20 protein-coding genes are annotated in these 22,401 nt (G+C 38.3%); all 20 read left to right on the top strand.

Annotated elements, in window-relative coordinates; translation table 11 throughout:
- Positions 1 to 406: 406 nt before the first annotated feature.
- The 20 genes from L4C54_RS17795 (at position 407) to L4C54_RS17700 (ending at position 22,393) form a co-directional block, all read left to right on the top strand.
- Positions 407 to 823 (top strand): hypothetical protein, encoded by a 417-nt coding sequence (locus tag L4C54_RS17795; protein WP_428809197.1) that lies wholly within the window; start codon positions 407 to 409, stop codon positions 821 to 823.
- 1 nt (position 824) lies between these two features.
- Complete coding sequence (locus L4C54_RS17790) at positions 825 to 2,558, top strand: polysaccharide biosynthesis/export family protein (RefSeq protein WP_428809196.1); 1,734 nt, start codon at positions 825 to 827, stop codon at positions 2,556 to 2,558.
- A 31-nt stretch (positions 2,559 to 2,589) separates the two neighbouring features.
- Positions 2,590 to 3,375 (top strand): ABC transporter permease, encoded by a 786-nt coding sequence (locus tag L4C54_RS17785; protein WP_428809195.1) that lies wholly within the window; start codon positions 2,590 to 2,592, stop codon positions 3,373 to 3,375.
- A 31-nt stretch (positions 3,376 to 3,406) separates the two neighbouring features.
- Positions 3,407 to 4,843 carry a KpsE/RkpR family capsule polysaccharide export protein gene (locus tag L4C54_RS17780; protein WP_428809194.1) on the top strand — a complete coding sequence of 479 codons (1,437 nt, stop codon included), beginning with the start codon at positions 3,407 to 3,409 and terminating at the stop codon, positions 4,841 to 4,843.
- Positions 4,844 to 4,879: 36 nt separating this feature from the next.
- Positions 4,880 to 6,046: a nucleotide sugar dehydrogenase gene (locus L4C54_RS17775; protein ID WP_428809268.1), complete on the top strand. Its 1,167-nt coding sequence runs from the start codon at positions 4,880 to 4,882 to the stop codon at positions 6,044 to 6,046.
- 389 nt (positions 6,047 to 6,435) lie between these two features.
- Positions 6,436 to 7,077 (top strand): alginate O-acetyltransferase AlgX-related protein, encoded by a 642-nt coding sequence (locus tag L4C54_RS17770; RefSeq protein WP_428809193.1) that lies wholly within the window; start codon positions 6,436 to 6,438, stop codon positions 7,075 to 7,077.
- A gap of 295 nt (positions 7,078 to 7,372) precedes the next feature.
- Positions 7,373 to 8,518, top strand: coding sequence for a hypothetical protein (locus L4C54_RS17765; protein WP_428809192.1), 1,146 nt, complete (start codon positions 7,373 to 7,375; stop codon positions 8,516 to 8,518).
- The gene (locus L4C54_RS17760; RefSeq protein WP_428809191.1) at positions 8,508 to 9,494 is read left to right on the top strand and encodes a glycosyltransferase family 2 protein; all 987 of its coding nucleotides are present in this window, start codon (positions 8,508 to 8,510) and stop codon (positions 9,492 to 9,494) included. The genes L4C54_RS17765 and L4C54_RS17760 overlap by 11 nt, the downstream gene beginning before the upstream one ends.
- Positions 9,491 to 10,768, top strand: coding sequence for a glycosyltransferase family 2 protein (locus L4C54_RS17755; protein ID WP_428809190.1), 1,278 nt, complete (start codon positions 9,491 to 9,493; stop codon positions 10,766 to 10,768). Before L4C54_RS17760 ends, L4C54_RS17755 begins: the two co-directional genes overlap by 4 nt.
- Positions 10,769 to 10,772: 4 nt before the next feature.
- Positions 10,773 to 11,909, top strand: coding sequence for a UDP-galactopyranose mutase (gene glf, locus L4C54_RS17750; protein WP_428809189.1), 1,137 nt, complete (start codon positions 10,773 to 10,775; stop codon positions 11,907 to 11,909).
- A 49-nt stretch (positions 11,910 to 11,958) separates the two neighbouring features.
- Positions 11,959 to 12,855, top strand: coding sequence for a glycosyltransferase (locus L4C54_RS17745; RefSeq protein ID WP_428809188.1), 897 nt, complete (start codon positions 11,959 to 11,961; stop codon positions 12,853 to 12,855).
- Positions 12,856 to 12,922: 67 nt separating this feature from the next.
- Complete coding sequence (locus L4C54_RS17740) at positions 12,923 to 14,260, top strand: sulfotransferase family 2 domain-containing protein (protein WP_428809187.1); 1,338 nt, start codon at positions 12,923 to 12,925, stop codon at positions 14,258 to 14,260.
- Positions 14,261 to 14,290: 30 nt separating this feature from the next.
- Positions 14,291 to 15,313 carry a glycosyltransferase family 2 protein gene (locus tag L4C54_RS17735; RefSeq protein ID WP_428809186.1) on the top strand — a complete coding sequence of 341 codons (1,023 nt, stop codon included), beginning with the start codon at positions 14,291 to 14,293 and terminating at the stop codon, positions 15,311 to 15,313.
- A 2-nt stretch (positions 15,314 to 15,315) separates the two neighbouring features.
- Positions 15,316 to 16,464: a glycosyltransferase family 4 protein gene (locus L4C54_RS17730; RefSeq protein ID WP_428809185.1), complete on the top strand. Its 1,149-nt coding sequence runs from the start codon at positions 15,316 to 15,318 to the stop codon at positions 16,462 to 16,464.
- A 16-nt stretch (positions 16,465 to 16,480) separates the two neighbouring features.
- Complete coding sequence (gene galU, locus L4C54_RS17725) at positions 16,481 to 17,365, top strand: UTP--glucose-1-phosphate uridylyltransferase GalU (protein WP_428809184.1); 885 nt, start codon at positions 16,481 to 16,483, stop codon at positions 17,363 to 17,365.
- Positions 17,366 to 17,403: 38 nt separating this feature from the next.
- Positions 17,404 to 18,054, top strand: a complete 651-nt coding sequence (locus L4C54_RS17720) for an ABC transporter ATP-binding protein (RefSeq protein WP_428809267.1) — start codon at positions 17,404 to 17,406, stop codon at positions 18,052 to 18,054.
- Positions 18,055 to 18,100: 46 nt separating this feature from the next.
- Positions 18,101 to 19,837 carry an SLC13 family permease gene (locus L4C54_RS17715; RefSeq protein WP_428809183.1) on the top strand — a complete coding sequence of 579 codons (1,737 nt, stop codon included), beginning with the start codon at positions 18,101 to 18,103 and terminating at the stop codon, positions 19,835 to 19,837.
- Between the two features lie 32 nt (positions 19,838 to 19,869).
- The gene (cysD, locus tag L4C54_RS17710) at positions 19,870 to 20,784 is read left to right on the top strand and encodes a sulfate adenylyltransferase subunit CysD (protein ID WP_428809182.1); all 915 of its coding nucleotides are present in this window, start codon (positions 19,870 to 19,872) and stop codon (positions 20,782 to 20,784) included.
- The gene (gene cysC / locus L4C54_RS17705; RefSeq protein WP_428809181.1) at positions 20,785 to 21,441 is read left to right on the top strand and encodes an adenylyl-sulfate kinase; all 657 of its coding nucleotides are present in this window, start codon (positions 20,785 to 20,787) and stop codon (positions 21,439 to 21,441) included. It abuts the gene before it with no gap.
- Entirely contained in the window at positions 21,431 to 22,393 is a 963-nt protein-coding gene (locus L4C54_RS17700) for a DHH family phosphoesterase (protein WP_428809266.1), read from the top strand. The genes cysC and L4C54_RS17700 overlap by 11 nt, the downstream gene beginning before the upstream one ends.
- The last annotated feature ends 8 nt before the right edge of the window (positions 22,394 to 22,401 follow it).

Genomic DNA, 22,401 nt, shown 5'->3' with positions numbered 1-22,401 from the left:
TTTTTGGTCATGTAATGGATTTTTTTACTATTTATAGTGTTTTTGGTTTGATTTTTGGTCGATTGTAAATTACAGTACGTCGTTCTGAGTCTTATTTCTTTGTGATATATATATCAACTGTGGGTGAAATTAACATTTAAGCTTCAATTGTGGCGAGGGTGTTAACAATATCTCGTATGAGACGTTATTGATAAAATCCTTTATTTTATTGTTTTGACGAAAAAATGTTCTTTATGGATAATCGCCGGGTTTTATAACGGCATACTGCTTATGGATAGAGCTGTTAATAATTAAATTAGCTTTAACTTATACGTAGTGTGGTTTCGTTTACCAATGGGCGGTAGCATGTTTAATATGTTTAGTGATCTTTATGTTTAGTGCTTTTAATATTAAAAGTGAAATAAACGTGTCACATTTTTTTATTTCTATTGTTTCTCTCTTTCTTGCTGGTTGCTCTAGTGCACCTCGTGAAATTACAGCCCAAGTTCCCTTGTTAGATGATCAAAAAATCACACAAAACTTTATTGTGACAGACAGTAGTTACTGGTCGATGTTCGCAAATAACGCCATTTCTCAGGTTCAATATCAGCAGCAAAGCGTCCAGTTAGGTGCAACTTACACTTCAGCGCTAGGGCTACACTGTCGAAGCTTTCACGCAATCAATAATCAACAAGATACTGTAATGAGCAATCGTGTAGTGTGCCGTGAAGTGCAATCGTTAGAAAATACGCAATCAAATGAAAAGTCTCCGTGGTACATGACCAATGCACTAGTTGAGGCTCACGCGCCAAAAAGTAATGCTCAGTTAAATGGTGCTCAATAATATGACACTCAATCGCCTTCTAATTTCAATGTTATCTCTATTGATTTGCTTTTCAAGTGCAGTAACTGCAATGGACGCAACTCAATATCTTCAGGCGCAAAACGCGATGCAGATGAGTTCGTCAGAGGTTCCAACCTCAGCGACAGCACCACAAGCTAATGACATGGGCTCTTATAGTGCTACGAATCGTGACAACCTAGTTTTACCGGGTGAAACGGACGTTCGAAAGTTACTGCCTTCGTCAGGTGAAGACCTTCCGCCGCCCTACGGTGCGAACTTATTTGCTGGTGGTTATGAAACTGAACGTGTCGATGGGCTTAATGAAAACTACCTAATTGCGGCTGGAGACAAAATTAACCTTTGGATTTGGGGCGCTGTTACCTATTCAAACGTTGCAACGGTTGATAACCAAGGCAACATTTTTATTCCTGAAGTTGGCCCAATATCGGTGCTTAACGTACCAGCTAGTCAGGTTAATGATGTTGTGACACAAAGCATCAAGAAGGTGTACACCAATAGCGTGAGTGTCTACGTTAATCTTCTGACGTCAACACCCGTTAGCATTTACCTTTCCGGACCTGTGATTCGCCCTGGCCAATACGCAGGTATGGCATCTGATAGCGTACTGTATTTCTTAAAACGAGCAGGGGGAATTGACCCTGAACGTGGCAGCTATCGTGAGATAGAAGTCGTTCGTCAAGGTGATGTCATCGCCAATATCGATCTCTACGATTTTATTCGCAAGGGTAAAATGGTCAATGTACCGTTTAAAGATGGCGATGTGATCTTGGTTAAGCCTCAGAAATCAGCGGTAACGGTTGCTGGCGGTGTGCGTAACCCATTCCGTTTTGAACTCGAAGAGAAAAAAACAACCGGTGAGCAGCTTTCATATTACTCTCGACCGCTAGCTAAAATTAGCCATGTCGGTGTGATTGGTAATCGTCCAGAAGGTCCGTTCTCTCTTTACATGACGGCTACAGAGTTTGCTCAGTTTGAACTTAGTGATGGCGACAAAGTTATTTACAACGATGATCTTCATGCGCAAGTGATTGATGTACAAATCTCAGGTAGCTACCTAGGCCCTTCGTATTTCACCGTGAAAAACAACACGCGCCTTCATGATGTACTTAACTATATTCCAGTAGAGCCTGAGCTTTCTAACTTTGGTTCTATTTACGTGCTGCGTAAAAGCGTGGCCGAAAAACAGAAAGAGATGATCAATGACTCTCTAGAGCGTTTAGAGCGAAGTGTATTCACCGCGCCAGTAGGTTCAAGTGGTGAAGCCGCAATTCGTGCTAAAGAAGCCGAACTCGTATTGGCCTTTACTGAGCGAGCAAGAAGAATTGAGCCATTAGGCAAAGTGATAGTGTCTGAAAAAGGCAATGTCGCAAACATTCTTCTAGAAGCGGGCGACCAAATCATCATTCCTCGAAAAACCGATTTGATTCAAGTCGGCGGTGAAGTTTTGATGCCGCAAGCTGTTGTGTATAACCCTAAAGCTTCCATTGACGATTATATTGCATGGGCTGGTGGTTTTAGTGAGCGAGCGGAAGATGAACGCATTGCTGTTGTACGTGCAAATGGCATGGTTGAGTTTAATAGCAATGCAACCATTCAGCCTGGTGACCAAGTATTGGTTATGCCTAAAGTTGATGTGAAGACGATGCAAGCAGTGAAAGACATCACTCAAATTATCTATCAGATCGCAGTTGCTGCGAACGTTGTCATCAACTGATTATTTAACAATGAATTAAGCTGAATCGTTTATGGCTAAGGTAGTTCAACGCTCAAACCTAAAAATTTGGGGAGATGTCATATTCGCCATCTTCCTTCGCGAGATAAAAAGTAAATCGAACGACAAACTAGGTGTCGCTTGGTCTGTTGTCTCGCCAGTCGCCTTTATTTTTATGCTCTCTTACGTTCGTGGTCGAATGGATGGTGGCGAAACCCATGGAATACCGACCTTCTTCTTCATGGTTTACGGTATGCTGTTGGTCCAGTTTTTTCTGGGTGTAATAGGCACTGTTTCTGCTTCGATAAAGAAGAATAAACCTCTTTATGCATTTAGGCAGGTCCAGCCAATTAGCTCGGTGATTGCCATTTCAGGGTTTGAGTGTCTAGTCAAAGCTGTTGTGATTGTAGTCATTGGTGTAATCAGTTTTTACCTTGGATTTGATATTCAAATTCACGACCCAATCAGCTTGATATTTAACATTGTACAAGTGGGTATTCTTGCGACAAGTATTGGTCTTTTGTTTTCATTAGCGAGCTGTTTCATCCCTGAAGTAGAAAAAATCAGAACGTTGTTGATGCGGCCAATCTTCTTTATTTCGGGCATCTTTTTTAGCCTTCAAGATATACCAAGAGAGTTTTGGCCCTATCTAACTTGGAATCCATTGCTCCACGCCGTTGAGCTCACTAGATTTGCAGCTTATCCGCATTATGGTGATGCAGGTGTTAGTAGTTTCTATCTCACTATGTGCACATTAGTGAGCCTATTTTTTGCTTTAGCTTGTTACCACATTAGCTGGAAGCAAGCGATTAGCCGCTAAGTAAGATTCTACTTAGCCTAGTAAGAACAAAATGATGACTGAACAAAAATTTCAAGAGTTTAAAAAATCGTTATCTCAGCCAGAGTTCAACAACATTGATTTCCTAGTGGCGAAAGCTGAACAGATTGAAGAAAGTGATCCTGAGTTATCAGCACGAATTTTAGTGCGAGTAAGAAATTTAAAGAAAGCTAGAGTCGTGAAGCAGAAAGAAGAACAAACGACGGAACCAAGTAGTAAAACGAAAGACCCTGTTACTCCAATTAAAGTTGATGAAGCAAAGCTAAAGGTAGCTCAGCAAGAGTCGGTCAAGTTAGAACGATTGCCTAATTCAATAGCTAAACAGTGCGTAAACAAAGCGACAAACTCTAAATGGGCACAATACCTAATCCAATCCCCGTTCATTAGCCTAGTTGTTATTCCAAGCCTGATGTTTGCTTTTTACCAAACTCTTTGGGCGAGTGAGCGTTATGAAAGTCAAGCGCAAGTGATTGTGCAACAGCCTGATGGTATGGCAACCATGGACGCTTCAATGGCACTGTTAACGGGGCTTGGTGTCAGTGGTTCAGGCGTGTCTGACACTGAACTGGTTAAAGCTTATATCTACTCTAACGATATGTTGCAGTATTTGGACAACAAGCTTGATTTGCATAGTCACTACAGCCAAAGATCGATTGACGTATTTAGCCGTATGTCAGGAAGTGAGAGTAAAGAAGGATTTTTAGAGTTTTATAAAAACCACTTAGAAGTCTACATCGAAAGCAAGTCTCAAGTAGTGTACATCTACAGCCAAGGATTTGAGTCAGACTTTGCTCACCAGCTGACTCAAACTATCGTCGACCGCGCCGAATGGTTTATCAACTCCATTGGACATCAGTTAGCCGAAGCGCAATTAGAGTTCATTAAAAAAGAACATCAAATTGTTGAAGATAAGCTTGAATCAGCGCAGCGAAAACTACTTCAGTTTCAACAGAAATACAACCTGCTAGACCCAACAGCTGAAGGGTTAGCCATGCAACAGATTACCTACACCCTTGAAGGGCAGATCACAGCAAAGGAAGCTGAACTGAAAGGGCTCAATAACATCATGAGCCCAACAGCGCCACAAGTGGCCCGAGTGAATAATGAGTTGAGTGCCTTGAAAGCGCAGCTTAAACGTGAACGTAGCAAGCTTTCAGATGAGAGTGGAATCAATATTCCGGTCAGCGAAATATTAGCGAACTTTACCGATCTAAAGATCAAAATGGAGCTTGCGTTACAGGCGTATACCTCATCTCAAGTATCGTTAGAAAAATCAAGAATAGAAGCATACAGACAGCTTAAGTATCTGGTGGTGGTGGAATCTGCGACTAAACCAGAAGAGAACAAATACCCCGATGCTTTTTACAACATATCCCTGTTTATCTTAATTACTTCAATGGTCTTTGCCATTGGTAGAATCATAATGTCCGTCGTTATAGAGTTGAAATAAAGAAGTATGAATATGAAGAGTACGCATAAAAAAACTTTGAAGGTTGCAGTTGCTGGTACCGGATATGTTGGGTTATCTAATGCAATGCTATTAGCACAGCATAATGAGGTGGTCGCTTTAGATATCATTGAAGATAAAATTGAGCTGCTGAACCGAAAAATATCTCCTATTTCAGATTCGGAAATCGAAGATTTTCTAACTAATAAAGAGCTGAACTTCACAGCAACAACGAATAAGCATTATGCGTATAACAATGCTGATTATGTTGTCATTGCAACCCCGACAGATTACGACCCTGAAACAAATTATTTTAATACTCGCTCAGTTGAAGCTGTTATTAAAGATGTGATGGATATAAACCCAACAGCGGTTATGGTTATTAAATCAACGGTTCCTGTTGGTTACACTGAACGGATTAAGAAAGAGTTAGCGTGTGAACAAATCATTTTCTCTCCTGAATTTTTACGAGAAGGGAGAGCTCTTTATGACAACCTTTATCCATCACGAATTATCGTCGGTGAAGAGTCACTACGAGCTAGAAAGTTTGCTGATTTGCTTGTTCAAGGTGCACTAAAAGAACAAATCGAAGTATTGCTAACCGATGCAACAGAAGCAGAAGCAGTAAAGCTGTTTTCTAATACTTATCTTGCAATGCGTGTAGCCTACTTTAATGAACTAGATTCCTATGCAGAAGAACACGGCCTGAATTCGAGACAAATCATCGAAGGGGTCGGGTTAGATCCTAGAATAGGAAATCACTATAACAATCCCTCTTTTGGCTATGGCGGTTATTGTCTGCCCAAAGATACTAAGCAGCTAAGAGCAAACTATCAAGACGTACCTAACGATATTATTGGAGCAATTGTTGAAGCAAATAGAACACGTAAGGATTACATTGCTGAATCAATTATAAAGCGAAAACCTCAAGTGGTTGGTATATACCGCCTTATAATGAAGGAAGGATCTGATAATTTTAGAGCATCAAGTATACAAGGGATTATGAAAAGGCTAAAAGCAAAGGGTATTACTATTGTGGTATATGAGCCAGAGCTTAAAGAAGAGGAGTTTTACCATTCTAAGGTTATTCGTGACCTGAACATTTTTAAGGAGTCCTCTGACGTAATTGTCTCAAATAGAATGCATGAAAATCTAAGCTCTGTCTCTGATAAAGTTTACAGTAGAGACTTGTTTGGAAGTGATTAAGATATATAAAGAGTATCTTTGTTATATGGTTTTAATTAATTATTAAGTATGTGAGCGTAGATTGGTGTTATGTCTATTGACGAGCTAGATTCAATCTTTACTATAGATAAAGGTGTACTTTTTAAAAATAAATACGGCCCTTTATTTCTTCGTCAGAAAGATAGAGGTCAAAGGCAGTTTGATTATCTATTAGGGAAACGTGTTAGTAATTACTATGTAAGCTCTTTCAGGGAGAATGTTAAGTTTTGTAGTGAGTACTGTATAAAAAATAACATAAAGTATCAACATGTTATATTTCCTAGCAAAGAAGTTATATATAGAGAGTTCTTTAAAAGTAACGGCGTGATATTAGTAAAATTGCAACTAAAGAACACCTAGCAATTGATGAGGTGATATACCCTAAGTTAACTAGGAATCATTACATTCATGATGATACACATTGCTCTGACGCAGGGTATTTAGAGGTTCTTAATCAAACATTAAGTAAGATCGGCGTTGAATTGCCAGTATATTCTCCGGTCGAAAAAGAAAATATTAAGCCTGGGGATCTTGGGAGGATGCTAGAATTACCTCCAATTAAAAGAAATGTAATTGTCGGATTCGATGTGGATAGTAATATTAAATCGTTTTCAAACTTTAAAGCATTACCAGGTAATAGTGGGGAGATGCACTATAAAATAAACAAAAATGCACCTATAAAAAATAGAGTCCTATTGTTTGGAGATAGCTTCTTTGTGGGTTGCATGAAGTTACTCGCTCACTTTTTTGAAGAAGTCATTTATATTAGACGACCATATTTGATGGAATCAGTTGTAAATGTGCTTTTACCTAGTATTGTTCTTACTGGTAATGCTGAGCGTTATTTAGTTAATGTTAAAAATAAAAATGAAGATATTCCATTTTTTGTTCATTTGATGAACTCTGGTTTTGAATACTCAAAAATGGATAGCGAATCGATGAAAGCATTCAATAGTTTATTTTTAGGAAAACACTCGAAAGAATATAAAGAATGGTTTTTTCTATTGACTTAGAAGATAGATTGCCTCTCATGACTGTGGAGGAAATAAGAAACCTCGAACTCACAGAAGAAATGATTGATATAGTAAGAGATTACGCAGTCAAAACACATAGCGTGGACTTAAATAAATCTTATCAAGTATTAGTTTACCTTAGTAGCCTAAGACCTAATGGGAAGTATATAAAAAGAAAAATAAATGAACTAAAGCTTTGTATGCAAATAAGTTGTTTAAATGAATGGTTATAATAACTGTAAGTCATTAAGGTTTATAGTTAAATATGAGTTAAATATGAGTTAAATAGGTTTATATGAGATTAATTTTCCATGGCGGGTTAAGTAAGTCCGGTTCGACTACTATTCAAACGGTACTTCAAAATAACAAAGAAACTCTTAGAGAACGCGGCTATCTTATTCCAAATACAGGTATAAAATTCCGAAGTAGGCATCATTATTATTACTCGTTAAATGGAGGGGACTACAAGGATCTAGTTGACCAATTGTATTCTGAATTTATAGATTCTGGTTGTCATACAATTATAATGTCTGAGGAAAGCTTAAATAAGAGTATTTGCTATGATAAGCATAATTACCTTAAGAAGGTTTTTGCTAATGTTGAGTTTGTTTTTTACTTAAGGAGGCAGGATACTTTGCTAGAAAGCTATTACAATCAAACTATCAAAGTACCTTGGGACAAAAATAGAAGCCAATCACCTAAGTCAACCCTAGTTGATTATTCAGAAAGCCTACATTGGCTAAATTATGGAAATCTTCTCGATTGTTTTTCGAATATTGTTGGTAAGGAAAATATTAAAGTGATTCCTTTTGAGAGAGGCCAGCTATCTAATAATATAGCAAAGGACTTTCTTGAGAAATATTGTAATGTTGATACTTCGGGGTTAAATGTTATTGAACGCGTTGATAATACATCCATACCATACTCATCATTAGGCCTAGCCATTGAAATAAATAAGATAGACATGAAGTTTCTAGGTGAACCCTCATTTATACGAAGAGCATTACATGAGTTTTTCCGAGCTAGATACAAGGACGTATCATCTAATATACTGACGTATGATGAAAGAGTTTCGTTAATGAATACCTATGTGGAAGGAAATAGTTATGTTGCTAGAGAGTATTTGAATCGTTCTGATGGGCGGTTATTCTACGAAAACTTGCCTGATAAAAACACTCCTATCCAGGCAACCGAAATTCTAGAAGCCGATGAAAATGATTTTATTGAAAAAATAAAACCAATTTTAGAACACCTAAAAGGTGACGATTTATCAAAAATCAATCAAGATTATATATTAAATAAAACGTTAGGGTTCATGGATAAAAATGAAAGCACTCTAAGAAGTGATTTTTTCTATGAGCTATTAATTCAAGCTAGGGCTATCAGGCCTAAAGGGCCAAGGGTTTTAAGGCTTTTAAAAGGGTGTGCAGATGAAGATTAATGTTATTATTCCAGTTAAGAATGAAGAGCACGGTGTACAGCGTTGTATTGATTCTTTTGTTAACAATAACACATTAGATCTCCACTTTATTGTGGTTGACGACAATTCAGAAGATGGAACGTACGAGAGTACTTTAAATTACTTTAAAGACAACAATATACCCGGTGTTGTTTTACGTAACAATACTCAAAATCCTGGGGCAGGAGCTTGTCGAAATATTGGAATTAAGCATATTCAGAACAGTGCTAAATATATCATGTTTTTTGATGCGGATGATACAACGAATAAAGGCTCGTTATCTAAGATGCTATCGGTAGCTGAGAAAGATAAAGCAGATTTTGTTGTAGCTAAATATAATTATTGCCGTAGTGAAGATGTTTCTGAATCCAAGGGGATGCTGAACCAAGATAAAGACAAGTGGCGTTGGTCACTTGGTAATGCCGATTATGTCACCATTCGACCTGTAGACAAGCCCTACCTAATTGAATGTGTCAATTACCCTTGGAATAAACTTTATCGCGCAGCCTTTGTTAAACAGTCTAAGTTAACATTTTCTGAAACACTGGTTAATAATGATATATATGCGCATTGGCATAGCTATGCTAATGCAAGCAAAGTCAGCCTTGTTGATACAAAGATATGTAATCACTTCGTTATTCCTGGTAATAGCCAAATTACATCGACGTTTGATAAAACCCGCTTCTCTGCTTTTACTGCGTTAGAAGAACTTGAACAGATGTTACGAAATGATGAGAAGGTATACAGAGTTTATTTCCACCTCTACTTGAAATTTAAGCTTGGGTTATTTAAGTGGATTCATGAGCAGTTGCCAGTTCCACTGAGAAAAGAATTTCGTCAACTAATGAAGATCTCTTATCAATCTTTAAGTAGTAGTGATGTACTTAAAGTCAGCTTAATGATGCCCAATGTCGCCTCTGATGCCGCCGAATTTAAAATGGGAGTAAAATCTCTGTGAAGCTTTCGATCATTGTAACCTGCTATAACATAGCTCCTTATATTGAAAAGTGTTTAGACAGCATTTGTAATCAAACGCTAAGGGACATTGAGATCATTGTTATTGATGATGCATCTACTGACGATACTCAACGTATCGTAGAAAGTTATCAAAAGTGTGATCCTAGAATTAAGACCAAGTTTTTCACTGAGAACACCATTGGCGGTGTATCAAGTGCCGCTAATGCTGGTATTGATATGGCAACTGGTGACTACATTGGATTTGCCGATGGAGATGACTGGTATGAGCTTGATATGTTTGAAAAGCTCGTTAATTCTGCCGAGAAGAACAACTCTGATGTCGCGTTTTGTAATTATTTAGAGTTTAATGAAACAACTTCTGAGCTACTAAAGCCTTCGGATGCTGGTAAGTGGCATTCGCTTAAGCCATACGACTCTAGTGGAGATTCCAGCGATAGCTTCAAGAAGGCTTTTTTGCGACTAAACCCTGTGCCTTGGCGGAAAATCTATAAAAGGGAACTACTGGGTGACAAGATACGCTATCCAGTTGGTGATTACTTTTTTGAAGATAACCCTTTTCACTGGGAAACGACACTTCATTCAGAAAAGATCAGCTTTGAAGACTTCATCGGTTGTTATCATCGGATCAATAGACCTGGACAAACTATGTCTACGGCTAATTTTAAATTGATTGCAATGTATGAACACCACTCGACGATTCTTGATACGTTACAGGCTGGTAATGTTGATGAAGATTATAAAGACCAATCTATCGCATGGCTTATCGGTAACACGGAATGGATTACTCGAAAGATTGGTGATCAGTACTTAAAGGATAACTTTAGAGCGTTTCAGTCTGAGTTATTTAAGTATGGAAAAGATTCAGTTAACGATACTTTAAGCAGAATCCACGTTGGTAATCGAGGTAGAGATTTAGTTCGCTTCGCACTGATTAAAAATTATCGTGGTTTTAAAATAGCGGTTACTGAACAAAAGTATACAAAAGTTGATTATGGTTTGATCTCTATCTCAGAGATCGGCTTTTGGAAGACTATTGGTCTGTTTTTGAAAAAGCCTTTAATGAACATGTTTAAGACCCCTAGTAATTCTGATAGCCAAAAGTTAGCGTTATTACATAGAGAGTCAATTGATAAGGCAACAATTGAGTTATTGGATGAGCTTAAAAAAGTAAAACAAGAGTTGACCGTCGTTAAGGGTGATTTACGCTCAATTAAATTAGCAATGATTTTAAATAATGAACCGAGTGAGAGATAGTAATATGAATATTTCATTAGTTGGCGCTGGTATATCATGTGCAATCATTGGCAACAAGTTGGCAAAAGAAGGTCATAAGGTTACTATTTTTGAATCGCGTAACCATATAGCAGGGAACTGTTATACTCAGCGTGATGAAGATACTGGTGTGATGGTTCATACTTATGGTCCTCATATCTTCCATACAGATGATAAAGAAGTATGGGATTTTGTTAATGACCTGACTGAATTTAAACCGTATGTAAACCGAGTGAAAACAACCTCTCAAGGGGCTGTATATTCGCTACCAATAAATCTTCATACGATTAATCAGTATTTTGGTAAAACATTTAACCCAACTCAAGCAAAAACATTTATCGAGTCAGTGGCTGATACAAGTATAGAGACGCCAAATAGTTTTGAAGAGCAAGCATTGCGTTTCGTCGGTAAAGATTTTTATGAAGCTTTCTTCAAAGGTTATACGATTAAGCAGTGGGGAATTCATCCTAATGAATTGCCAGCAAGCATTTTAAAGCGCCTTCCTGTACGTTTTAACTACAATGACAACTATTTCGCTCATAAGTATCAAGGTATGCCTGCTGATGGTTATACCCCTATCGTAGCCAACTTAATAAACCATGAAAATATCGAAGTACGTTTAAATTCTCCATTTTCGAAAGATATGGAAGAAGAGTTCGACCATGTGTTTTTTAGTGGACCTCTAGATAGCTACTTTGATTACCAACTAGGCCGATTAGGTTATCGTACCCTTGATTTTGAAACTGAAGTACATAAAGGCGACTATCAAGGCACAGCAGTAATGAACTATGGTGATGAAAATATCCCGTACACTCGAATTACCGAGCACAAGTACTTTACTCCATGGGAAGAGCATGAAAATACGCTTATCTATAAAGAGTTTAGCCGTTTAGCGGAGCAAGGTGATGATCCATATTATCCAATCAAGTTTACTTCAGGTAATGCACTATTTGATAAGTACGTAGACCTTGCAAATAAACAGTCTAAAGTAAGCTTCATCGGCCGTTTAGGTACATATCAGTATATGGATATGGATGTCACCATTCGCAAAGCACTTGATGCTTCTAAAATTGCATTAGATGCCATTAGTCAGCAGGCTGATATTCCAGCATTTTTTGAGTAATTCCAACTGCTGACTAGATCTAAGTTGTTTTAGTCAGCAGTCATTTCTTATGCCAAATTCTAATGTATATGCTGTTGTGGTTACGCACAATCGAGAAAAGCACTTAGAGCAATGCTTATATTGCCTTATTAACTCTGAAGTCCTACCAACAAAAATTATTGTTGTTGATAATGCATCGACAGACAGTACGTGCTTAGTTATTCATCGTTTTCAAGAAACGCATTCACAAATTGAGCATTATCCACAAAAGATTAATTTAGGGGGCGCTGGCGGCTTTGAAATAGGTACTCGTATTGCTTATGACCAAGGTGCAAGTCATGTATGGCTGATGGATGATGATTGTTATGTTCAAGAAGATAGTTTGAAACAGTTATTGTTGACTGATTCATTACTAGAAAAATCACGTCAGATAGGGGAGCGACAAGTTGGTCTTATTTGTTCAAAAGTAAATTGGGTTGATGGAACTGTGTGTGAAATGAATCAACCCACAGTTAACTGGGACTATTTAAGCTCATTTACTGATGAGAATAAAGTTATCAAGGTTGAAAGCGCTTCATTCGTCTCTTGCTTAATTAAAAGGCAAGCGATCGAAAAGTTCGGTTTTCCAATAGGGAAGTTTTTTATTTGGTTCGACGATGCTGAATATACATTACGAATCTCCAAACAATTTGATTGTTACTGTGCGCTTTCTAGCCAAGTCGTTCATGCAACACCAAGAAATGAGGGTGTCTGGTTTGGTAATATAAACCAATATAATATTTGGAAGTTTCGCTATGGAGCTCGAAATGAAAGTTGGTATCGTCTTCATAAGGAAAGCCTGTCTTCTTGGTTATTTTATTTATCCTCTCGCTGGAATGAGATGAAAAAAGGAAAAGTTAGCTATAAATATCGAGTTAGAATTTTAGCTAGCATCATAATCGGTACTTTAGGCTGGTTCTTAAGGTGATTATAAATAATAAACCTGAACGTTCTAGTGTACCTCTTTTAAATGTTACTTTTTAGTATGTTGCTATATGAAATCATCTTTAGCCTTAATGGCTCTTCGCGTTATCCCTAAGAAAAAACAACAGTCGATGATTGTTCGTGCTATGAACTACTTAATCGAACCTAGTGCATTACATGAGTATTGTGGAAAGTCTGTTAGCATCGCTCTTTCTAACACAAAGTATAAATGGTCAGTTCTATTTAATGGAAATGAATTTTTATACTATGAAGGGCATGGTAATGTATCAATAACCTTAAGTTTTGATGACGTATTAAATTTCCCTAATTCTGAGCAAGTTAAAAAGAAAGTTAATAACAATGAAATTGTTATTAATGGCAGTGATACTGATCAACTATTTGTTCTTGAATTAATCGATTCAATCGATCAGGTTAAAGTAACAAGGTGCATTCGATACTTACGTCGTTTAGTTGGTGTTAAAGAAAAGCATATTCAGGATAAAGAGTTAGCTTTATTAACAATTCGAGATGTTGGTAGTGATAGCGATGTTGATTACCTAAGAGATCAGGCTGTTAATTGTGAGGGGAAGTCGCCAGAACTTGCTTATCGATTAATGCATATAGCTTATGGAGCTAGGCCAAAAGGCCCATTTATTAAACGTAAGTTAAATGAGTACCGCCAAAAAGGATTTAATAACTTAACACAAAGTATAGGTAAAACTCAGACGTGTGGTATTACTATTCCAAATAGTAACATCGTCTATGTACCAACACCTAAAGTAGCATGTTCTTCAATAAAATTGGCTTTGTATCAACATACTAAAGGGCATACTTTCGAAAAAGATAATTATGGTAGCAGGCATATTCACGACTACTGGAACAGAAAAGAATGTCCAATTCATTTGTTTGAGAAGCGTGTTCTTATAATTAGGGACCCTGTAGAGCGATTCCTATCCGCCTATGCTAACCGAGTTTTGGATCATGGTGAACTGAATCGAGCAGCTATTGAAAAATCTGCTCCTTGGTTATTAAAGACATTGCCAACTTTTAAGCCTTCGATCAGCCAATTTATTAAGCATTTGGACCTTTATATCTTAGCGCCGTCAATCGAGCACCACTGTCAGCCGTTGAGTTGGAAATTAGGTGATGATCTCAATCAATTTACGGATATTTTTACTTTCAGTCAGATTGGTAAATTTGAAAAGCTATTACAAGTTCACTTGGGAGATAAGTTCGAAATACCAAAAGCTCAGGTTGGCAAAAATAAAGTAACACTTGAACAATTATCTAGAGATGAACTAGAAAAGTTATTAGATTTTCTAGTTAGAGATTATCAACTGCTTTCTCCTTGGTACAGTCAAGAGGTGGTGAGAGATAAATGGAAGCAAAGAATGAAAATGGCATCTTAATCAGTCAATGGATTAACTTAAGTATACCCTATGATTACTGTCTTACTCCCTGCATATAATGCTGAGAAATATATTTCTCGAGCAATCGAAAGCGTATTATCTCAAACTTATATAGACTTTGAGTTACTTGTTATTAATGATGGCTCAACAGATGATACATTGAATATTATTAAATCTTACACCGATGATCGAGTTAGACTTGTTAACTTACAAGAGAATGTTGGCCTTATTTCAGCATTAAATACTGGGTTGAATTTAGCTGATAGTAAATATATTGCCCGTATGGATGCGGATGATATTTGTCAACCGACTCGGCTTGAAAGGCAAGTAGAGTTTTTGGAAGGTAATGCAGAATATGTCGCTTGCGGAACGAGTATAATTAACTTTAATGATTCAGGTGAAGGCTATATGCGATATCCGGAAACAGATGAAGAGATTAGAGTTGCACTGACGTTCTTTGAAAGAAATATCTGTCACCCTACAGTTATGATCAGGCGCTCTTCATTGGAAGATAACGGCATAAAATATCGAAGTGAGTTTAAATATGCCGAAGACTACACGCTTTGGATTGACCTAGCTCGCATTGGTAAGTTGTATAACCTAAAAGACGGATTGCTTTATTATCATAGACATGAAAATCAGGTTTCAAGTGTTTACTATCCTGAGCAGATGAATGTTTCTCGAAAGATTGTAAGAAATCAGTTAAATACCGCCTTTCCATCTCTAACTAGCAAAGAAGTTCAGCTGATTAAGAACTTATGTATTCATGAGCAAGGAATATACCCAGAAATACATCTTACTCTGACTGAGATAAAGGAAGTAATTAATAAGGTAGAGGCGATAAATAGTGAACTAAGCCTATTCTCACCAGTTCACTTGAAAAAGATACTCTTTTTTAAACGATTCCGATGTTCTTTTTATTACATATATAGATTCAATTATTTTGTGAAACTTCGTTGTTTTATTGGGTATTTTTATCATCAGCCCATTCGAGCCGTAAATGAACTTCAATCTATAATTAAGCTGTTATTTATAAAGAAAAGTAAGATATAACAATGTATAAGAAAATCGTTATTACATCTAACAGCAGTTGGTTTGTTGCTAACTTTTTTAGCTCTTCAATAGTTGAGTTTATGAAGAATAACAATGAAGTTATTGTCATAGCGCCAAGAGATATTAATTCCGAAAAGCTCATTAATCTTGGCTGTAGTTACTTTGATATCCCAGTTTGTCGTTCTGGAATTAATCCAATTGAAGAATTAAAGACACTGTTTAAATTACATTGTCTTTTATCAACACTATCGCCTGATTGTGTTCTTAACTTCACACCAAAGTTGAATATCTACTCTACTTTAGTAAGTCGGTGGCTAGGAATAAAAGTGATTAACAGTATCGCAGGGCTAGGGTCAATTGCTTCCGAGAAAGGCTTAAAGTCTTTATTGGGTCGTATATTGTTTCGTGTCACCCAGCCATTATCTGATCACACCATATTTCAAAACAACGATGACTTGGCATTTTACTTAAAGCGTAAGTATGTAAAGCCAGAAAAATGCTCTAGAGTCCATGGGATTGGTGTCGAGTTAAGTAAGTTCAAACCTGTCCATTCAAATGATGATGGTACGGTTCGCTTTATACTGTTTGCTAGGATGCTAAGAAACAAAGGGGTAGTGGATTTTATTCACGCTGCAGAAGCGGTAAAAGAGCATTATGAAATACGAAGCAAAGCGAGCCTAGCTACTTCGAGGTTCGAATTCTCATTATTAGGTTTTATAGATGAAGAAAACCCACAAGGGCTACCACTTTCAGCAATTAAGTATTGGGATCGCAACACCATTGTCTCTTACATAGGAGAGACAGATGATGTTTTTTCTGTAGTAAAGGATTTTGATTGTGTTGTGCTTCCGTCTTACTACCGTGAAGGAATACCACACTGTTTAATTGAATCGTGTGCAATGGCTAAACCCATTATCACTACAGACAATGTTGGTTGTCGAGAAACAGTTATCGACAGTTTGAGTGGCTATATTGTTCAACCGCAATGTGTCCCAGATTTAAAGCAAGCAATGATTAATATGATCGAACTATCCCATCAAGAGAGACTTGCTATGGGAAAACAGGGCCGTAAAAAAGCTGAAAAAGATTACTGTCACATCGGTGTGGCAAAGCATTATATGCATACCATTAATACTATTTTACAACGTTAAATTGAGCTTAAATATTATGATAAAAAAATGTCTATTCCCTGCAGCCGGTTACGGCACGCGCTTTCTACCTGCAACCAAGTCTATGCCAAAAGAGATGATGCCAGTAGTAAATAAACCACTGATTGAATATGGTGTAGAGGAAGCAATTAAAGCCGGTATGCGAGATATGTGTATTGTTACTGGCCGTGGTAAGCATACGCTTATGGATCACTTCGATAAAAACTACGAGCTAGAGGATCAAATTGCGGGTACTAATAAAGAAGTATTGTTGGATGATATTCGAAATATTATCGATTCAGCCTACTTCACTTTTATCCGACAGCGTGAAATGAAAGGGCTAGGGCATGCGATTTTGACTGGACGTGAGCTGGTTGGAGATGAACCGTTTGCTGTTGTCCTAGCTGATGATTTATGTGTAAACCCTAAGGGTGATAATGTACTCGAACAAATGACGGCACTGTACAAGCAGTTCCGCTGTTCGATTGTAGCCGTACAAGAAGTGCCAAAAGAAGATACGCATAAATATGGTGTAATTGCAGGAGACATGATTCGTGACGACCTTTTTCGTATTACCGATATGGTAGAGAAACCAGAATCAGGTACAGAGCCAAGTAACCTTGCGATTATAGGTCGCTATATTCTTACTCCGGATATCTTTGATTTAATCGAAGAGACAGAACCAGGGAAAGGTGGTGAAATTCAAATCACTGATGCACTGTTAAAGCAGGCACAAAATGGTTGCGTTATTGCCTACAAATTCAAAGGTGAGCGCTTTGATTGTGGTTCGGTTGAAGGTTACATCGATGCAACAAATTACTGCTTTAATAATATTTACCTTAAAGACGTCAATGTAGAGCTAAAACGAGAGCCGACAGAAAAAGAAGCTGAATTGGCTTATTAACTTGGTGAACCGGCAATTAACTCTCTGTAAATAATGTGATGATAGAACTACAAAACCTTACTAAATATTATCCTTCTGATCTCGGCAGCCAATACATCTTTCAAGATGTAAGCTTCACCTTTCCAAGAGGTAGGAATGTTGCTTTGCTTGGGTCAAATGGCGCAGGTAAATCAACGCTTTTTCGCATTATTGCAGGGAGTGAATATCCAAATTCAGGCAAGGTAGTCACAGACCAAGCGATATCTTGGCCCGTGGCACTTGCTACGGGTATTCACCCTCAAATGACGGGGCGTGAAAATACACGCTTTATTGGTAGGGTAAACGGCGTTGCTAACTTAGATGAGTTTGAGAAAAAGGTACAAGAGTTTGCGGGGCTTGGGGTTAAATACGATCTTCCTGTGCGTAGCTACTCAAGTGGTATGCGTGCTCGTCTAACCTTTGGCTGCTGTATCTCTATCGATTTTGATGTCTATTTGATTGACGAAGCAACGTCGGTGGGTGATCAGTCGTTTCGTAAAAAAGCCAAATCAGCCCTACTGGAAAAAAGCCAAACGGCTAGTGTGATAATGGTTAGTCATGATTTAACCGAAATTCGAGAGTTTTGTGATAGCGCGATTGTACTTCATCAGGGAAAGTTGCATTATTACGAAGATCTAGAGTCTGGAATTGAACGTTATCAGTCATTCTAAGTCATTAAATAAAGATAGATCGAGAACCTAACATGAAGAGTAACCAATGTTACTAAGCATATCTCCTGCAGTAATTGTAGTCGGCATTTTTCTATTAACGATAGCTGGCTTAATTAAGTTTCAAAGCCACCCTGAACGAGTTTTTGGATCAGTACTATTGGCGCTTTATACGCTAGGTTTTGTTAGTACAGAGCAAGTAATTAATAGCTTTTCAAATCAGGGCTTACTTACTTTAGTGCTGTTGATGATCTGCTCATTTGCTTTAGAGAAAACGAAACTACTTCGAGCAATCGCACAATACGTAATTCGTCCTGATTATACATCGACCTGGCTTCGTTTATTTGGTCTTACAGCATTGTCCTCTGCCTTCTTAAACAATACAGCAGTGGTCTCAACGATGCTTGCCCCCATTCGTAACAACATTCATCACCCTGCAAGCAAACTATTGTTACCACTTTCTTATGCTGCAATATTCGGTGGTACGTTAACCCTCGTAGGAACGTCCACCAATTTGATTATCAATAGCATGGTAATAGAGAGTGGGCTACCTTCTATCGGCTTTTTTGACTTTACAGTGGTTGGCCTTTCTATTGTTGCCGTTTGTGGTAGTGGTTTATTCATTTTATCGCGTTTTTTACCGGTTAATTCGCAAGGAGCAAATCAAACAACGGATTATTTCATTGATGCTAAAGTTCAACCGAAGTCGTCGTTAATAGGACAAAATATTGAACAGAATGGTTTACGTAATCTAGAGTCGCTGTTTTTAGTTGAGATACTGAGAAAGGGACGATTGATTTCACCTGTTTCCCCCCAAGAGTTAATTGAAGAAAATGACCGGCTTATATTTAGTGGGGATATCAAAAAGGTAACCTTACTTAGCCAGTTCGATGGTATTAAGCTTTTTGCCCATGAAAACGGTCTTCCGATTAACAACCTAACTGAAGTGATTATTAAGCCAGAAAGCGTTCTTGTAGGACAAACATTGAAGCGTGTAGGCTTTAGAGCTCTATTTGATGCTGCGGTTGTAGCTATCCGCCGTGATGGAGAAGCCATATCAGGAAAGTTAGGAGATGTTGACTTAAGATCGGGTGATTTCCTAGTGTTAGCTGTCGGTGAAGATTTTAAAACTAGGCATAACATTAATAAGAACTTCTATTTGATTAGTGGTGTTAAAACTGAGCAAACCTTAACGGCCTTGCAAGAGAAGTTTTCCATAGGTGGATTCGCTTTAGCTGTCGGACTTGCTGCATTTGGGATTGTCCCTTTATTTAAAGGGATGTTACTCCTCTTAGGCATTTTACTTTTTACAGGTTGCCTGAACTCCAATGAAGTACTACAGCGGATGCCGAAACAAATATGGCTTATCATTGCTTCCGCTTTATTACTCTCTCATGCATTAACCAATAGCGGTGCACTAGAGAATCTAAGTAATGTAATTCAATTGAGACAAGATATATTTACCCCTCTCTTTGGGTTATTATTAGTGTATATATTGACCTGGCTGATGACGGAGCTAGTCACAAATAATGCCGCGGCAGCACTTGTTTTCCCTATTGCTTATAGCTTAGCGGAAAGTTTATCAGTAAACCCAATGGCTTATATTTTTGCTGTAGCATTTGGTGCGAGTGCTAGCTTTATTAGCCCTTATGGATATCAAACGAATTTGATGGTGTTTAACGCAGGGCAATATCGAATTAAAGATTTTTTGAAAATAGGTATGCCTATCAGTGTGCTATATGGCACAACAGTGGTTAGCGCAATATACCTATTTATAGGCTTATAGAAAATTAATATAAAGAACAGTAGGAAAATGAAATGAACATTACGCCTGAAAGAATGACTCATCTAAAACAGCTTGAAGCTGAGTCTATTCATATTATGCGCGAAGTAGCGGCTGAGTTCGATAACCCAGTAATGCTTTATTCAGTTGGTAAAGATTCATCGGTAATGCTTCATTTAGCAAAGAAGGCCTTTGCTCCTGGTATTCCACCGTTTCCACTGATGCACGTAGATACCACATGGAAATTCAAAGAGATGATTGAGTTTCGTGATTATATGGCTGACAAGGTGGGTATGAATCTATTGGTTCATCAAAACCCTGAAGGGTTAGAAATGAACATCAGCCCATTTGTTCATGGTAGTTCAAAGCATACCGATATCATGAAAACCCAAGGGTTAAAGCAAGCTCTTGATAAATATGGCTTTGATGCCGCCTTTGGTGGTGCGCGCCGTGACGAAGAGAAATCTCGTGCCAAAGAGCGTGTTTACTCTTTCCGTGATGAACATCATCGGTGGGATCCTAAAAACCAACGTCCAGAGTTATGGAACGTTTACAACGGTAAGGTAAATAAAGGCGAGAGCATTCGTGTTTTTCCATTATCAAACTGGACAGAGCTAGATATTTGGCAATACATCTACCTAGAAAGCATCGAAATCCCTGGCTTATACCTTTCTAAAAAGCGCCCTGTGGTTGAGCGCGACGGCATGCTTATCATGGCTGACGATGATCGCATGGAGCTTAAAGAGGGGGAAGTCATCGAAGAGAAGATGGTTCGCTTCCGTACTTTAGGTTGCTACCCACTAACTGGCGCGGTTGAATCAGAGGCCACTACGCTTCCTGAGATTATTCAAGAGATGCTGCTTACAACGACTTCTGAGCGCCAAGGCCGTGCAATTGATCACGATAGCTCGGGTTCAATGGAGAAGAAGAAACGTGAAGGTTACTTCTAAATGAATTCGCCTTACGTACAAAAAGACAACGATAGCGTTAGTGATGATGTGGTATGGCATAACTCTACCGTTTCACCGCAAGATCGTGCTATGCAGAAACAGCAAAAGCCGGTTGTTCTTTGGTTTACTGGGTTAAGTGGTTCAGGTAAGTCAACCGTGGCTAATGCGGTTGAAAGTAAGCTTCTTAGTTTGGGTAATCATAGCTATCTGTTAGATGGTGATAATGTTCGTCACGGCTTAAACAAAGACCTAGGGTTTAGTGATATTGATCGTGTCGAGAATATTCGCCGTATTAGTGAAGTCGCGAAACTGTTTGTTGATTCTGGAACGATAGCGCTAACCGCGTTTATCTCTCCATTTATTGCTGATCGAGAGCAAGCTAGAGCGCTGTTTTCTGATGGTGAGTTCTTAGAAGTGTTTATTGATACACCACTTGAAGTGTGTGAGTCACGTGACCCTAAAGGGCTATACAAAAAAGCTCGTGCTGGTGAGATTAAACATTTTACAGGCATTGATTCCGCTTACGAGGCACCAACGTCACCAGAAATTCACGTCAAAACAGCAAGCCAAAGTGTAGAAGAGTGCGCAATTGATGTTGTTAATAAGCTTTCTGAAATGGGCTATTTATCCCTAAGGGGAGATGATGGTGCATTATGATGTTTTTAACGGAGATGCAGATGGCATCATCGCTCTGCTTCAACTTCGCAAAGCTGAGCCTAAAACATCGACATTAGTCACTGGCGTTAAGCGTGACATTAAGTTACTTCAGCAAGTCGCTTCGCAGTCTGATGCAAGTGGTGTCACTGTGTTAGATATCTCAATGGAGAAGAATATCGATGCGCTCTATGAGCTTATCGAGCGAGATATTCCGGTTTTTTATTGTGATCATCACCGAGCTGGCGAAGTCCCTCAGGCTAGTAATTTTACTGCTCTGATTAATCTTGATGCACAAACATGTACGAGCTTGTTGATTAATAAACACCTAGGTAATCAATTTGCTTCTTGGGCTGTAGCAGGAGCTTATGGCGATAACCTGTTTGCAAGTGCTGAAGAGTTGGCTAATCAAATTGGTTTATCTGCCGGTGAGCGAGAATTCTTGAAAGAGTTGGGGACGTTAATTAACTATAACGGTTATGGCGCATCATTAAATGACTTGCACATTGCTCCACAAAACTTGTTTGTTGAATTAATGAAATACGACTCGCCATTTTCGCTGCTACAAAACCTTAGCTCACCATACCAGTTATTAAAGCAAGGTTATGAAGCTGACTGTAAGCACTTAGCGCAGCTAAAACCGATTGAAAGCAGTGATCTTACAGAAGTGTATGAGCTTCCTTGTGAAGCTTGGGCAAGACGTATCAGTGGTGTTTTTGGTAATACGTTGGCCAATCAATCTCCTGATAAAGCGCATGCAGTCATTACTTTAAATGCTAATCAGCAAGATTATACGGTGAGTGTTCGTGCGCCTCTTAATAATCGCACTGGTGCAGACGAGATATGTTCACAGTTTGCAACAGGTGGTGGTCGAAAGGCTGCAGCAGGAATCAATCAATTGCCAGTTAGCGATAAACAACGATTTATCGATGTGCTCACTAAATTTTATAACTAATTTATGTT

Source organism: Vibrio lamellibrachiae, assembly GCF_050337265.1.
Lineage (GTDB): Bacteria > Pseudomonadota > Gammaproteobacteria > Enterobacterales > Vibrionaceae > Vibrio > Vibrio kyushuensis.
The sequence above is the reverse complement of the archived record's forward strand: the minus strand, read 5'-3'. Positions and strand labels throughout refer to the sequence as shown.